The organism is Lonsdalea britannica (assembly GCF_003515985.1).
GTDB lineage: Bacteria > Pseudomonadota > Gammaproteobacteria > Enterobacterales > Enterobacteriaceae > Lonsdalea > Lonsdalea britannica.
Map to the genome: position 1 here is coordinate 2981335 of NZ_CP023009.1, position 15801 is coordinate 2997135.

The 15801-nt window shown below is 54.5% G+C and carries 12 protein-coding genes; 6 read left to right on the forward strand and 6 right to left on the reverse strand.

Annotation, left to right across the window (positions count from 1 at the left end; all coding sequences use genetic code 11):
- Nucleotides 1–316 precede the first annotated feature (316 nt).
- Entirely contained in the window at nt 317–1723 is a 1407-nt protein-coding gene (locus CKQ53_RS13755) for a GH1 family beta-glucosidase (RefSeq protein ID WP_118895097.1), read from the reverse strand.
- Nucleotides 1724–2052: 329 nt separating this feature from the next.
- On the opposite strand from CKQ53_RS13755, the gene CKQ53_RS13760 reads away from it, so the two are divergent.
- Together CKQ53_RS13760 and CKQ53_RS13765 are read left to right on the forward strand one after the other, a co-directional pair.
- Nucleotides 2053–3102, forward strand: coding sequence for an oxidoreductase (locus CKQ53_RS13760; RefSeq protein WP_085652880.1), 1050 nt, complete (start codon nt 2053–2055; stop codon nt 3100–3102).
- Between the two features lie 92 nt (nt 3103–3194).
- Nucleotides 3195–4184 (forward strand): bile acid:sodium symporter family protein, encoded by a 990-nt coding sequence (locus CKQ53_RS13765; protein ID WP_094118727.1) that lies wholly within the window; start codon nt 3195–3197, stop codon nt 4182–4184.
- A 482-nt stretch (nt 4185–4666) separates the two neighbouring features.
- Here the strand turns inward: CKQ53_RS13765 and add are convergent, their stop codons facing one another.
- From add to manA, 3 genes are all read right to left on the reverse strand, one after another.
- A complete protein-coding gene (gene add, locus CKQ53_RS13770; RefSeq protein WP_085652882.1) occupies nt 4667–5680 on the reverse strand; it encodes an adenosine deaminase in 1014 nt (337 codons plus the stop codon).
- A 224-nt stretch (nt 5681–5904) separates the two neighbouring features.
- A complete protein-coding gene (locus CKQ53_RS13775; protein ID WP_085652883.1) occupies nt 5905–7446 on the reverse strand; it encodes a YdgA family protein in 1542 nt (513 codons plus the stop codon).
- 69 nt (nt 7447–7515) lie between these two features.
- A complete protein-coding gene (gene manA / locus CKQ53_RS13780; protein WP_094118728.1) occupies nt 7516–8685 on the reverse strand; it encodes a mannose-6-phosphate isomerase in 1170 nt (389 codons plus the stop codon).
- 178 nt (nt 8686–8863) lie between these two features.
- Between manA and fumC the strand changes: the two genes are divergently transcribed.
- Nucleotides 8864–10261 (forward strand): class II fumarate hydratase, encoded by a 1398-nt coding sequence (gene fumC / locus CKQ53_RS13785; RefSeq protein WP_094118729.1) that lies wholly within the window; start codon nt 8864–8866, stop codon nt 10259–10261.
- Here fumC and tus read toward each other — a convergent pair.
- Together tus and CKQ53_RS13795 are read right to left on the reverse strand one after the other, a co-directional pair.
- A complete protein-coding gene (gene tus, locus CKQ53_RS13790) occupies nt 10258–11193 on the reverse strand; it encodes a DNA replication terminus site-binding protein (protein ID WP_118895099.1) in 936 nt (311 codons plus the stop codon). The two genes, fumC and tus, sit on opposite strands and share 4 nt — an antisense overlap.
- 103 nt (nt 11194–11296) lie before the next feature.
- The gene (locus CKQ53_RS13795; RefSeq protein ID WP_085652887.1) at nt 11297–12541 is read right to left on the reverse strand and encodes an MFS transporter; all 1245 of its coding nucleotides are present in this window, start codon (nt 12539–12541) and stop codon (nt 11297–11299) included.
- A 138-nt stretch (nt 12542–12679) separates the two neighbouring features.
- Here CKQ53_RS13795 and CKQ53_RS13800 point away from each other — a divergent pair, with 138 nt between their 5' ends.
- The 3 genes from CKQ53_RS13800 to bioD all read left to right on the forward strand — a co-directional run bounded on the left by CKQ53_RS13800 (nt 12680) and on the right by bioD (nt 15757).
- Nucleotides 12680–13618, forward strand: a complete 939-nt coding sequence (locus CKQ53_RS13800) for a LysR family transcriptional regulator (protein ID WP_085652888.1) — start codon at nt 12680–12682, stop codon at nt 13616–13618.
- Between the two features lie 94 nt (nt 13619–13712).
- On the forward strand, nt 13713–14930 hold the full coding sequence (mlc, locus tag CKQ53_RS13805) for a sugar metabolism global transcriptional regulator Mlc (protein WP_118895101.1): 1218 nt from the start codon (nt 13713–13715) through the stop codon (nt 14928–14930).
- A gap of 161 nt (nt 14931–15091) precedes the next feature.
- The gene (bioD, locus tag CKQ53_RS13810) at nt 15092–15757 is read left to right on the forward strand and encodes a dethiobiotin synthase (protein WP_118895103.1); all 666 of its coding nucleotides are present in this window, start codon (nt 15092–15094) and stop codon (nt 15755–15757) included.
- The last annotated feature ends 44 nt before the right edge of the window (nt 15758–15801 follow it).

Sequence of the window (15801 nt, forward strand, 5' to 3'; positions counted from 1 at the left end):
CGGCGAGTGAAAAGCGCCGTTTCCGTGAAACAGCAGACACGACGGGCTTAACGGAGGGGGAGATTGATGAAAAGGGTGCGGCAAGCGGCACCATGACAAAGACTGGCGCTGTATTCGAACGGCGGTTATTTTTGGTCTGCCAGAACACGACTTTTGATTTGATACGCCCGATTTCGGTGAATCCCCCTGCCGGATGCGGGGCAGGGTTAACGGCGAACATACCGTGCGATGCACTTTGTTTCTTAACCCAGCCCAATACAAAGAGCGAAAGTGAAACGCCCCGCGACTTCACGGGGCATTTAGGTTTGAGCGCTATTTACTCTCCGTTGTTACGGATCAGCTGTTGATACCAGAAGAAGCTCTTTTTACGCTGGCGTGCTAACTGACGCTGGTGGTCGACATACACAAAGCCATACTGTTTTTGGAAGCCGTTCAGCCAGCTCAGTAAATCGATAAATGACCAAGGGTAATAACCACGTACATCGGCGCCTTGGACGATAGCGTCTGCGACGGCGTCAATATGTTGACGCAGGTAGTCGATGCGATCGTCATCCACCACTTCACCGTTAATGATGGGGTCTTTAGCGCCCAAACCGTTCTCAGTGATGTAAATCGGAATATCACCGTAGCGCTCTTTAATCTGCAGAATGCCTTCCGTCAGGCCCTGCGGGTAGATCTCCCAGTCCCAGTCGGTATACACCCCGTTCGGATTACGCACGAATTTGAACAGATTTTTAAAACCAAACTCGTTTCCGGTCTGGTGCGCGCTGCCTTTCTCGCCCGTTGTATTGATTTGCAGACGTGACTCGCCGTGATTCGCCGCCACTGTTTCCCGTTTGTAATAGTTCAGGCCAATAAAGTCGCAGACATTGTCGTGCAGCAGCGCTTCATCGCCGGGTTCAAATACCGGCGCGCCGAGGCTCGATTGGGCCAGATGCAGCAACTCTATCGGATACTCTCCTCGCAACACTGGATCGTATAACCAGTGGGTAAAAATCCCGTCCGCCAACTGGCAGGCCGCTACGTTTTCCGGTGTGTCATCGAGCGGGGTATTCGTTTGCAGCACGTTGACGAAGCCGATCTTACCGACAATGCTGGACTGACGGAAAGCGGCCACGGCGCGCGCATGCGCGATGAAAACATGGTGACATGCTTGCAGGGCGCGGGTGGGATTGCGAATACCCGGGGGATGCGCGCCCGTGATGTAGCCAAAGCCGATAAAGCAGAGGGTTTCGTTAAAGGTTGACCATAGCTTGACGCGGTCGCCATAGCGCTGGTAGCAAAGGCGGGCGTACTCTTCAAAAGCATCAATGGTCTGACGGGATTCCCAGCCGCCCTGATCTTGCAGCGCCTGCGGCAGATCCCAGTGGTACAAGGTGATCATAGGCTCGATGTTGTGCTCCAGCAGCGAGTCGATCAACGCACTGTAAAACTGGACGCCGGCTTCATTAATCTCGCCGCGACCTTCGGGGAGCAGGCGTGGCCAGGAGATAGAGAAACGGTAGCTTTTTAAGCCCAGCTCCGCCATCAACGCAACATCTTCACGGAAACGGTGGTAGTGATCGACGGCGACGTCGCCGTTGGTGCCTTTATAGGTGGTGCCCGGCAGGTGAGAAAACGTATCCCAAATCGACGGGCCTTTGCCCTCGGCGTCGTGCGCGCCTTCAACCTGATAGGCTGCGGTCGCAGCGCCCCACAGGAAATCTTTCGGAAATCTAGACATAAAACCTCGCTCTTGGGTGGCAGTAACCAACGATAAGTGAGTGTAGGCGGGTTAAATTATTAGTTGCAACCGGTTTCTGAAACCGGTTTCTTTTTGCGGATGGATTTGTGATCACACTCACATTGATTCGTCATAGGTCTGCATAGCCCGTCGTCGATGAAGCTACGTAATTTTTAGATACAGGCTTTCCGCCGATTGTGGTCGGAGAAGCGTCAGGGTGAGCACGGCATTTTGATGACGTTATCCGATAAATCTGGAAAGCTCGCGGTGATATACTGGGCGCTCCATCACAACGGGAAAGCCTGTCGCACAGGCTAGGGGAATGATTTATGGCAGATACCATTCGTGTCGGATTGTTGGGGTATGGCTATGCGAGCAAGACGTTTCACGCGCCGCTGATTGCTGCGACGCCTGGAATGACGCTGGTGGCGGTGTCGAGTCGACATCCAGAAAACGTGCATGCAGATTGGCCGTCTGTGCGGGTAGCCGAGAAACCTGAAGTGTTGTTTGACGACCCCGAAATCGATCTCATCGTGATCCCCACGCCTAACGATACGCATTTCCCGCTGGCTAAACGCGCGCTGGAAGCTGGAAAGCATGTCGTAGTGGATAAACCGTTCACGGTCACGTTGTCTCAGGCTTTCGAGCTGCATCAGGTTGCCGTCCATATGGGCAAAGTGCTTTCCGTCTTTCACAACCGCCGTTGGGACAGCGATTTCCTGACCCTCAAACATTTGGTGCAAACCGGCGTACTGGGCGACGTGGTGTATATGGAATCCCATATGGATCGCTATCGTCCCGAAATTCGTGAACGTTGGCGTGAAGACGGCAGTGAGGGCAGCGGTATTTGGTATGACCTGGGGCCTCACCTTATCGATCAGGCGTTACAGCTGTTCGGCGCGCCGGTCGCCATCCATGCGGACCTTGCGCAGCTGCGTCCGGGAGGGAAATCCGCCGACTACTTCCATGCCACGTTGATTTATCCGCAGCGCCGCGTTGTGTTGCACGGGACGTTGCTGGCCGTTGCTGAGACCGCGCGTTATATCGTTCACGGCTGCCACGGCAGTTACGTGAAATATGGCATCGACCCTCAGGAGACGAAACTCAAGGCGGGACACTTGCCGGATGACGATACTCTGTGGGGGCACGATGAACGCGATGGCGTGCTGACGATGAATCGGGAAGGCGCGACCGTGGAGGAAGCGGTGACGACGATCCCCGGTAATTACACGGCCTACTATGCCGCCGTGCGTGATGCGTTGAATGGTCAGGGTGAGAATCCGGTTCCGGTCACTCAGGCGATTAAAGTGATGGAGTTGATTGAACTCGGACTCATTTCTAATCAGAAAAAATCCGCGGTGACGTTAAAAAATAGCTAGCGTTGTGGGTATTTATTCCACATATTAACTCTCTATCTCACAGGCGATCTCATGATCGCCTGTATTGTTTATAGAGAGGGTGTCGTTTCGTTATGGGATGGTTGCAACGGTTAAAAATTGATAAATTTCTGTTAGTTCTGGTTCTGGTGGTCATTACCGCTTCGTTTTTTCCCTGTGAAGGTGAAGTGAAGGTGTTCTTTGAATACCTGACGACCGCGGCCATCGCACTGCTGTTCTTCATGCATGGCGCAAAATTGTCTCGAGAAGCTATCGCGGCTGGCATCAGCCACTGGCGTCTGCATTTGGTGGTCTTCGCCAGCACGTTTGTGCTGTTCCCTTTGCTAGGGTTGGCCATGTCCGTTTTGGTTCCAGAGATACTCACGCCGACCGTCTATCTTGGATTTCTCTATCTTTGCGCCTTACCTGCAACGGTTCAGTCCGCCATCGCTTTCACGTCAATGGCGCGAGGGAATGTGGCCGCGGCGATTTGTAGCGCATCGGCATCCAGTATTTTGGGGGTCTTTCTGTCGCCGATTCTGGTTGGACTGCTGATGCACACGCAAGGCGGACAGACGGATACGCTGCATGCGATTGGGTCGATCGTTCTCCAACTAATGGTGCCATTCGTTCTGGGTCATTTGTCGCGACCACTCATCGCAAACTGGGTGCAGCGCCACCGTAAGCTGGTTAATATTACTGACCGGTCATCGATTCTGCTGGTGGTTTACGTCGCATTCAGCGAGGCGGTCGTTCAGGGTATTTGGCACCAGATCAACGGCTGGTCTCTGCTATCTATCGTGGTGTGTTCGTTCGTCCTGTTGGGGATTGTGCTGATGTGCACCACTATGGCTGCGCGCAAGCTGGGCTTCTCGAAGGCAGACGAGGTCACTATCGTGTTCTGCGGTTCTAAGAAAAGTCTCGCTAACGGCATTCCGATGGCGAATGTCCTGTTTCCCGCGGCGGCGGTGGGGGCCATGGTGCTTCCTCTGATGATCTTCCACCAGATACAGCTGATGGTGTGCGCCACTCTGGCTCAGCGTTATGCCAAACGCCCGTTAGAGGCTGATAGCTCCGAAGAGTAATCACGCGCTCTCATCATGAAGAGACGACGCCATGAGTGAGAACTCATGGCGTTATTTCATTCAGAGCGTTTGCGATAGGCTGTTTTCGCACTGCGCGGTATCGTGCTCCAGCACCGTGAATAAAGCCTGAGATCACGTGATGGGAGGACGTCAGTTACTGCCTAAAAGATTTAAGGGCTCCCGCGGAAAGCGTGAAACATCGGGTTCAATGTCATTTGTCTCGTCGCTATACGTTCATCAAAATAGAAAAAAATAGCCATTATCTTTCTCTATCGATGGTCGCCAGCGCGAAGCAATTCTTTCAGTTCATCTGCCAACAGCACTATTTTTTGCAGGTTTTAGTCTGCGCTGTAAGAAGGGGATAACGCGTGGTGAAAACGGGAGCGTGGGGACAGGAAACAGAGGATAGGGCACAGCTGAAAGATCGCCTCCGCCCCCCATCACGACCTATCCGGCCTGTAATGAGCGGCGGGGAGATAACATTACGCCGCGCGATTTTTCGCTTTCTGACGTAACAGCGCTTTTTCCTCTTCGCCGATGAAGGCGACGGTCAGGCCGTTTTCCTGAGCCTGATGAATATCTTCCTGCGTCAATCCCGCCTGCGGCGCGGCGACAGTGTACTCGTGCTCGATTTCGATCCCCTGTACGGCCGGGTCGTCGGTGTTGATCGTCGCCAGCATACCGTGGCGCAGGAAATGTACCAGCGGGTGGGCGAGCAGAGAGTGGACGGTGCTGGTCTGAATATTGGACGTCAGGCAGGACTCCACGCCAATCTGGTGTTCAGCCATGTACTCCATCAGCTTACGATCGACAATGGCCGCAACGCCGTGGCCGATGCGCTCCGCGCCCAGTTGATTGATCGCCTGCCAGATGCTTTCCGCACCTGCGGCTTCACCAGCGTGTACGCTGATATGCCAGCCGGCATCACGCGCCTGGCGGAAGTGGTCGGTAAACAGTTCGCCGGGATACCCCAGTTCATCGCCTGCCAAATCCAACGCGGTGATACTGTCTTTGTGCGCGAGGAGAGAACTCAGTTCCTGCTGGCAGGCCTGAGTCCCGAACGTCCGGCTCATAATCCCCATGAGGCGGATCATGACCTTGTCATCATTGTCGCGGCAACCGGCGTGAATGCCGTCGATGACCGCTTCCACCACGCCTTCCAGCGGAAGCTGATAAGCCTGAGCCATGTAGTAGGGGGAGAAACGCAGCTCGGCGTAGTCCAGTCCGGCGCGAATCGCATCCTCGACGTTTTCGTAGGCGACGCGCCGACATGCGTCCAAAGAACCCAAAACGTTGACACCCCAATCCAGCTTCTTCAGGAAGCTGAGCAGGTCTGGTTCGTTATCGACGATCTGCACATGAGGACGCAGCGACTCCAGATCCTGCCCCGGCAGAGCGATATTGAACTGGCGCCCCAACTCAAGAATGGTCTGAGGGCGGATATTACCATCCAGGTGGCGGTGGATATCTGTTAGGGGGATGTGCGGATCAATCATGTTTTACTCTTTATTAACGAAATCAGTAAGTCAGTAAATAGCCGTTAGTATAAGAATAAATCCGGTCAAATTGCCATTCATTCACAGAAAACTTCATGTCCAACGGTTACTGAATCGGAAGCGCGGGAAACCATAAAGAGGGGTGTTGGGGCGTTAATCAGCAGGAAGCAGGAGGCGCGTTGCTAAAGGGCAGGCACCCGAAAGGTGCCTGCAAAGTGCATCGATTACTGAGCCTGAGGCGCAGGCGCAGGGACGGCTTGTGGCGCGTCCTGTGCAGGAACGGAAATGTAGGGAGCGATAAATTCCGCCAGCGTTAATTTGCGACCGTTGAAGGTCACCGTGCCGTCGGCATACTGCAGCGAACTGGTGATCGCATTGTCTTTGGTGACCGTCAGTTGGCTCATCTGGCCGACACCGGCAATCAGCTGCGCCTGCTGGCGGGCCATGGCTTCAATCTGCTTTTTGTCGTTGTCGTTGTCATTTTCGACTTTCGGACCGGTCTGGACGAACAGCTCCGTCAACATGTTCAGCGGCAGGTTGAGTTTCAGGTCTACATTTTTGATGGACTGACGGATCAGCGCCTCTTCATCGGATACGCCGGTGATGGCGTTGTGATCTTTCTGCAACGGATCGGTCAAGTCCAGGGCCAGATTGAAGTCGCTCTGTCCTTTGGCGTTTTTCCAGGTTATCGGCGCGATGTGGATCTGCGGATTGCCTTTCAACAGCTGAGGCAGGTTATGCAGCACGACCATCGCCATCTGCTGTTGGTACTCGTCGGTGGTGATCGGTTCCGGACTGGACATCAGCGCCTGGAATTTGGCGCGGTAGGCGTCGGAGAATTGCTTCAATCCGTGGCCATCGACACCGGCGAAGCTGGCCTTCAGATTCACCGCACCCAGGTTCTGGTCACGCAAGACTACAGAGGCAACGTCAATACCCAATTTGCCGGACAAATTGACGTCGTCCGCGTTGTTCTCGCTGGAGACGTTCACATCATTGATGGTTAGCCCATTTTCATTTTCGACGTTCAGCGTCAGTTTTTTCAGGGTGATGTTGGCATCACCGACATTGATGTCGAACTTGCTTTTACGAGAGGTGGAGTCCAGCGCCAGATCCTGTAACGTCAGCACTTCATTCTGACCCAGCTGGTTTTTCTTCTCGGTCGCCAGATTGGCGATGTTACCCGAAATGTGGGCCTGGCTCAGGTCGCGTGCGACGAACAGCTTCAGGTCTGAGCCGCTGAAATTCAGTTTCTGTTCCGGGTTTTGGAAATCAATCGCCGCCAGGCGAATATCGGAGTGAGTATCGCCACTGTAGGTGACGCGTGTTTCCGCATTGATAAACGGCACGTCTTTCGTCAGTTCGAACAGCGGTGCGACGGCGTCGGTTTTCACCAGTTCGCTGTGCACGGACGCCATCGACGGGATCAGATTCAGATGTTTGAGCTGAGACAGCGGGAACGGTCCGTGATACAGCGTTTCTTTAAAGACGACTTCCTGATTCTTGTCCAGCACCTGATGGTCGCTGGCGGTGCCGTCGGACTGAAGCACATACGTCAGGTGACTGCTGAACAGACCACGCTGATAATCTCGATAGCTGACCTTCAGTCCGGCGTTAGGATAGTTGGTTTTTAACTGGCTGTTGATGTTATCTGTGAATTCACCAATATGCTTTTCGACCTGTTTGCCAGTAAACCAGGAAGCTCCTGTCCAAACTACGCCTAGAGCAACGATGACCCCTGCGGCCACGACTGTTTTTTTCGTCACGCTTGTATCCTTTTTTATCTTGTGTAGTACCGCCCCTCATCGGGGCGTCAGCATCATGCTGTTTAAAGTCTAGTTATAAACGCGGGCAATGCGACCCGTACCGTGAATTTGCACGGGAGATTCATCAGCGCCGATAAAGCAGGACTCTCCCGGTTGCAGAGTAATCCGCTGTTGCGCTTTTTCCACGGTGGCTTCTCCGCTGACGCAGAAAAGAATAGCAGCGCTCTCCTGAGTCAGCACCTGAGGCTGTGCGGAGAGATCGTGCAGGGAGAAGGCAAAATCGTCAACCGGTACGGAGAAGGTCAGCGTCTGCTCGCCGACGACGGGCTTAGTCAACAGCGTTTCAGCCGGTTTGGGCTCGAACTGCACGTTAGCCAGCAGTTCAGGAATATCGATGTATTTCGGCGTCAGACCCGCGCGCAGCACGTTGTCTGAATTCGCCATCACTTCCAGCGCGACGCCATTCAGGTAGGCGTGCGGGGTTTCCGCCGTCAGGAACATCGCTTCTCCCGGCTGTAACGTCACGACGTTCATGAGGAGCGGAGAGAACAGCCCATTGTCGTCCGGGTAGAATCGGGTGATGTTGCGAATCGTCGCCCAGGGTTCGCCGTCACGGCTGTTAAGCGCGGCTTTTAGGGTCGCGATCGCGGTGTCTTTCTGCTCTCCGCTCATCTCGAGAAGGTTGGCGAACAGTCTCGACAGGCTTTTGCGATCCGGCTGCTGTAAAAACGCGGCGATAGACGGATGCGCGCTTGCCAGCGGTTGTAACAGCTCGGCGATCTCTTCCAGTCTGCGGAAGCCGTTAATGGCGCTGAACGGTGTGAGCGCGAAGACCAGCTCGGGTTTGTGATTGGCATCTTTATAGTTGCGCTCCGCCGCGCTGACGGGAATCCCCGCGGCGTTTTCTTTGGCGAACCCTTCTTCGGCGGCGCTTTTGCTGGGATGCACCTGAATGGACAACGGCTGATCGGCGCATAACACTTTAAACAGGAACGGCAGCTCGCCGAAACGCTGGGCGATGCGTTGGCCCAGATACCGCGCCGGGTCGGCAGTAATGATATCCCGCAGGCTGACCTGCTGCCCCTGATTGTCCACCAACTGAGAGCTGCTGCTGGGGTGCGCCCCCATCCACAGCTCCGCCATCGGACGATTATCGGGATTTTCCATGCCGTACAGCTCGGTCAATGCGCTCGGGCTGCCCCAGGCATAATGCTGAACACGGTTAAGCAATTTCTGCATAACGGGATCCTAGTGTTATTGATGATTTCACGTAGTGAATTAAGGGTTAAAGACAGAGGGGACGGGTGATGATCCAGAACCTCGATACCCATCATGGTAATGCTTTATCCGCGACGATACCATAACGTCAAGTACCTCAATTATCCGAAAATAAACGCATCTTCTAAGGAGATAGGTCATGTCCGATATACGTGTTGAGAAAGACTCTATGGGACCGGTTGATGTGCCCGCTAACAGGCTGTGGGGAGCGCAGACCCAGCGCTCTCTGGAACATTTTCGCATTTCAGAAGAGAAAATGCCCCAGGCGCTGATCCATGCGCTTGCTCAGACTAAGCGTGCAGCGGCGAAAGTGAATCTCGATCTGGGATTATTGCCGAAGGATCGCGGCGACGCGATCATCAAGGCGGCGAATGAGGTACTCGCGGGACAACACCCCAATGAGTTCCCGCTGGCTATCTGGCAGACCGGTTCCGGTACCCAGAGCAATATGAATATGAACGAAGTACTGGCGAACCGCGCCAGCGAACTGTTGGGGGGAGGCCGCGGCAACGAACGTTTGGTTCATCCCAATGACGATGTGAATAAGAGTCAAAGCTCCAATGACGTTTTCCCGACGGCGATGCACGTGGCCGCTGTGACCGCGGTGCTGGAGCACCTTCTCCCCGAACTGAAAACGCTGCAGCAGACGCTGTCGACCAAAGCGGTGCAGTATCACGACGTGGTGAAGATTGGTCGTACCCATTTGCAGGATGCGACGCCGCTGACGCTGGGGCAGGAGATCTCCGGTTGGTCAGCGATGTTGGAGCACAGTCAGCGACATATCGAACACACCATTCCTCACTTATCCGAGCTAGCGCTGGGGGGAACTGCGGTGGGTACGGGCCTGAACACACATCCGGAATATGCGGTACGGGTCGCGGCGGAGTTGGCGTCTTTGACCGGTCTGCCTTTCGTCACCGCGCCCAGCAAGTTTGAAGCGTTGGGCACCTGCGATGCGCTGGTGCAGGGACACGGCGCGCTTAAAGGGTTGGCGGCATCCTTAATGAAAATCGCCAACGACGTGCGCTGGCTGGCATCTGGACCGCGTTGTGGCATCGGCGAATTGAGTATTCCTGAGAATGAACCGGGAAGCTCCATCATGCCGGGCAAGGTGAATCCGACGCAGTGCGAAGCGATGACAATGCTGTGCTGTCAGGTCCTGGGCAATGATGTCGCGGTGAATATTGGCGGCGCTTCCGGCAATTTCGAGCTGAACGTCTATCGCCCGATGATTATTCATAACTTCCTACAGTCGGTACGGTTGCTGGCGGACGGCATCAAGAGCTTCAATGAACACTGCGCCGTCGGTATTGAACCGAATCGCCCGCGTATCGAACAGCTGCTAAACGATTCTCTGATGCTGGTGACCGCGTTGAATCCGCATATTGGCTACGATAAATCCGCTGAAATCGCCAAGAAAGCGCACAAAGAAGGGCTGACGTTGAAAGCCTCTGCCTTGAAACTGGGCTACCTAACGTCCGAGCAGTTTGATGAATGGGTTCGCCCGGAAGAGATGGTCGGCAGCCTGAAACGCTAAGCGCCGTCGTCGGTATATAGGTGAAGGCGGGGGATGAGCAGCCGCAGTGGATGCGCTTTAGGTTTGTGCTTATGTTTGATGCTGTCGGCATCGTAATCATTGAGCTCTCCCAGCACCGGTGACGGTGCGCCGTCAGTCTGACGACAGAGGACAATCAGCGGCGAAGGGCAGGGGTATTGCACCTGTTTCTGCTGCTCCTGGTACCAGACCCGCGCAATCGGCTGAACTTTCACCGGTCGTTTAATCTTCAGCAACGCCTGCTCCGGCAGGCGTTTTACATCTGATATTTCTTGTTCCAACAGCGATGCCCATTGTTCCTTGCTGTAAGGCGCCAGCGATCTGCCCGCCTGTAGACTTTTCTCCAGCTTTTTCAGCATGTCGTCGCGCGTGACTTTCTTAATGATGTTTTTATTGGCCCAGCCGAAACGGACTGAGGCCGGATTGACGATCATCGGGATCGTGCGGTAGGCACTTAGCGTGATCAGCCCGCGCAGATGCGTATGCACGAAGTCGAAGCGCTGTTCGGGTTCGAGTCCAGACTCGACGGTGACGATGTATTCCAGCGTTTTTTTCAGCATATTGATATGTTTAATATGCTGCTCCGCCTCGAGAAATTGTGCCTCATCAACGGAAAAGCAGAGGGCGCCAGGCAGACGAATCGCAGCTTTGCTGCTGATGTTCTCCGCATAGTGATGAATGAACAGCCGCTGAAAGTGTTGCAAAGCCAGGTGGCGTGCGGCTTCGCCTTCTGAAGGCGTAACCTCGATCTGGGTGATGGGATCGTGCTCTCGGCCTTTCTCTATCTCGGGGAGAGTAAAGACGCGAGCGCCAATGAGTGGAAGCTGTGCAAATCGCTGCTCCATGTTCCCCAATGCCTTCTCCAGTTCGATGAAGGTCTGATTCATCCGCTCGATCAAATCGTAAGCCGCCATAAAAACCCTTATTAGTTACAACATGCAATAAGTTATAAACTAACTCCCCTGATGAGACAACGGTGTTGACTTGTCGGCTCATCAGGGGAGGGCGGTGATGGGGTTATCGTTGCAGGGCTTTTAAACGGAAGCTGATATAGAACGCCAGCAGCAGGAGTGCCCCCAGGAATCCCACGACGCCCGGCCAACCGAACTGGTACCAGAAGAAACCGCCGGTGGTGCCTGCCAGGCTGGAGCCGAGATAGTAGAAGAACAGGTACATCGACGACGCCTGACCTTTGGCGCGATGCGCGCGTTGGCCGATCCAACTGCTCGCCACCGAATGCGAGGCGAAGAAGCCCGCCGCGAACAGCATCATGCCTGCAAACACCAGCACTAGCGGTGAGAACAGCGTTAATATCAGGCCGGACAACATCAGTAAGACCGAACCAGCCAGGACCCGGCCACGGCCATATTTTGCCGTCATGGCGCCCGCGCGCGGCGAGCTGTAGCTGCCGGTCAAATAGACGACAGACAGCAGAGCGACGACAGCCTGATTCATGTAATAGGGCGCGCCCAGCAGACGGTATCCGATGTAGTTGAACAGGGTAACGAAGGACCCCATCAGCAGAAACCCTTCAACGAACAACAGGGGCAAACCCGCGTCACGCCAGTGCAGGCGCGCATTAATCCATAGCGTTTTCGGCTTCAGCGAACCGGCGCGAAAATGGCGCGATTCAGGCAGCATACGCCAGAAAGCCAGCGCGGCGAACAAGGCCACGATCCCCAACACGAAAATAGCGACGCGCCAGGGAAAGAAATCCGTCAGCACCCCGGTAATCAGACGTCCGCTCATGCCGCCGATGGAGTTCCCGCTGATATACAGCCCCATGGAAAAGGCGATGACGCTGGGATGAATCTCCTCGCTCAGGTAGCTCATGGCCACGGCAGCGACCCCGCTCAGCGACAGCCCCAGCAGCGCACGCATGATCAGCACGCTTTGCCAAGTGGACATAAAGCTGCAAACCAGCGTACAGACAGCGGCTAGCAGTAAAGACACCACCATGACGTTCTTGCGTCCGACGCTGTCGGAGATGGGACCGGTAAAGAGCAGTCCGACGGCCAAAGTGACGGTTGATACGGACAGCGAAAGGCTACTGGTCGCGGGCGAGATGCCGAAATCTTGAGAAAGTATGGGGAGGATAGGCTGAACGCAGTACAACAGGGCGAAGGTGGCGAGACCGGCGGAGAAGAGCGCCAAGGTGACCCGCATAAAGGCCGGGGTGCCGCGTTTAATATAAGGTGTTTTGTAAATCGAAGGGGTGCTTTTAGGAAGAGGGTCTGCATCATCAGTGATGGTCGAAGACATTCCTTGTGAAGACAGCGGGGTACTCACAATCGATCCTTATCTGGATAAGAGGGCAATAGGGTAAACGGAGCCGGGATCATAGAACTGCGAGATTCTTTTGTATAATATATTAATCATCATGAATGATACTTTTAAAATATGAATATAGAGCTGCGTCACCTGCGTTATTTCATCGCCGTTGCGGAAGAGCTGCATTTTGGACGCGCCGCCGAAAAACTGCGTATCTCTCAACCGCCGCTAAGTCAGCAAATTCAGATACTGGAAGAGCAGGTCGGAGCTCGGCTGCTGGACCGAAACAATCGTACGGTTCGGCTCACGCCCGCCGGGGCGCAGTTTCTTAAAGAAGCCTGGGCTATTATCAACCAGCTGAATCAGGCTGCCGATCGCGCCGCACGCATTCAGCGCGGAGAAATCGGCGAGTTAAATATCGGCTTCACCTCGTCGGCGCCGTTTGTGAAGTCCGTTTCCCGCAGCCTGTTGCAGTTTCGCCAGTCGTTCCCGGAAGTTCACATCCAGATGGTGGAGATCAATACCAAGCAGCAAATCGAACCGCTGCTGAGCGGCAAGCTGGATATCGGCGTGATGCGTAACAACCCGTTGCCCGACGCGCTGCGTCATCAGGTATTGCTGCATGAACCCCTGGTGGCCGTCGTTCATCAGGAACATCCGCTGGCGATGGCGCCGGACGGCTGCATCAGCGTTCGTCAGCTCGCGCAGGAGCCTTTCGTATTTTTTGCCCGTGAAGTGGGAACGGCGATGTATGACGAAGTGCTGACCCTGCTGAAAAACTATGGCGTAAAACCCTATATCACGCAGGAAGTGGGAGAGGCGATGACCATTGTGGGTTTGGTGTCCTCCGGACTTGGGGTGTCTCTGTTGCCCGCCTCATTCAGACGTATCAAGGTCGATGGCGTCAAATATCTCTCGCTACAGGAGGAAGACGCCATCAGCGAGATGTGGCTGGTGACGCATCAGCGTCGGCCGATCACCACGGCTGCACAGACGCTGATTTCGCTGATGTTGAACCACTCCGGCTCAAATATGTGCGGCAAATCACATAACGAATCAAATAGTTGACGGCTTTTATGAAAAGCGACACCATGGCCGCAGTTTTTTATTTTGCAGTGTAAAAAATAACAACATCGCATGATAAATCAGGAGTCGCTTCAGCGTGATTGCCAGCGGTCAGCCCGGACACATCGACCAAATTAAGCAGATGAATGCAGGGGCCGTCTATCGCCTAATCGACAAACTCGGCCCCATTTCCCGCATCGAACTCTCTAAAAAAGCCCAACTCGCCCCTGCCAGTATCACCAAAATTGTCCGCGAACTGATGGAAGCGCATCTGGTTCATGAAACCGAATTTCCCGATGTCGGCAGCCGGGGGCGTCCCGCCGTTGGTCTGATGCTGGAAACGGAGGGGTGGCACTATCTGGCGGTTCGAATCAGTCGTCACACGATGACGCTGGCTTTGCGTGACCTCAGCAGCGCGCTGGTGACGGAGGAAATCCTGCCGTTGCCCAACCAGGATCCCACGCCGTTACTGTCCCGCATTCTGCACGAAGTGGATGCATTCTTTATTCGTCATCAACGGCAGTTAGAAAGGTTAACGGCTATTGCCATTACCTCTCCGGGGATCGTCGATGCGATCACCGGCGTAATTCACCGTATGCCGTTCTTTGATATCCATGAAATGGCGATCGGCCCCGCCTTGTCTGAGCGCATTGGCGTGCCCGTCTATTTGCAGCATGACATTTGCGCCTGGACGATGGCGGAAGCGTTGTTTGGCGCATCGCGGGGTTACCAGAATGTGATTCAAATTGTTATCGATCACAACGTGGGCGCGGGGGTGATTACCGGCGGAAAGATCCTACATGCGGGAAGCCGTAATCTGATAGAAATCGGCCACACTCAGGTCGATCCTTATGGTAAACGCTGCTACTGCGGCAATCATGGCTGTCTGGAGACGGTCGCCAGTATCGAGAGTATTTTGGAGTTGGCTCAGCAGCGGCTATCCCAATCCATGAGTTCGATGCTGCACGGCGTACCGCTCACAGCGGAAGCCTTGTGCGACGCTGCGCTGCGGGGTGATCCGCTTGCGAATGATATTATTGTGGATGTCGGGCATAACGTGGGTCGAATCGTGGCGATTATGGTCAATCTGTTCAATCCGGATAAAATTCTGGTGGGGTCGCCGTTGAATCACGCCGCGGATATTCTCTATCCGGCGATTATGGCGTGTATCCACCAACAGTCGCTTCCCGCATACAGTCATAATCTACAAGTGGTCGCCACCGAGTTTTACAATCAGGGCACCATGCCCGGCGCCGCCCTGGTCAAGGATGCGCTATACAACGGATCTCTGTTGGTAAAATTGTTGCAAGGCTGATCGTAAAATCCGCATCTATTCGTTTGTTCGCCCTCCTGAAAAGCAAAATATTGAGCTAACGCAAGCTGGCTGCGCTGGCTATCGCCTAGACTTTTGACTTCGACATTAGATTTTACATTTTTATTTATTTCCCTGGTGGTTCCTTCCGGAGTGGTATCTTCATGTTAAAACGTATTTTCATTACAGGCACGGATACGGCCATTGGTAAAACGGTGGTATCAAAAGCGTTATTGCAGGCGCTGGCGAAGTCTGGCAAAACAGTGGTGGGCTATAAGCCTATCGGCAAAGGGTGTATCGAAACGCCGGAAGGGCTGCGTAACAAAGATGCGATGATCCTGCAGGAGGCTTCGAGCCTTTCTCTTCCGTATGATCAAATCAATCCGGTCGCGTTGCCGGAAGACGAGATTAGCGCCAGCGAGCTGACCATCAATTATTGCGCCATGACGGAAGGACTTCAGCAGATCTCCGCGATGGCGGACGCCGTGGTGGTCGAAGGCAGCGGCGGGTGGCGCACGCTGATGAATGATATGCGCACTTACTCAGACTGGGTCATACAAGAGCAGTTGCCGGTCGTCATGGTGGTTGGTATTCAGCTGGGATGTATCAACCATGCGCTGCTGACGTCGCAGGCGATTCTCAACGACGGACTACCGCTGGTTGGATGGGTCGCCAACCGTATCAATCCCGGTCTGGCGAACTATGCCGAAGTCATCAACGCGCTGCGCAGGAAAATCCCGGCGCCGCAGCTGGGCGAGCTGCCGTATCTGCCGCGTCCGGAACAACGCGAACTGTCTTCCTACATCGATCTGTCCGCACTCGAACAGTAACGTTTCGACCGGCGTGCCAGCGCCGGTTCGCTCATCCCTCTCTC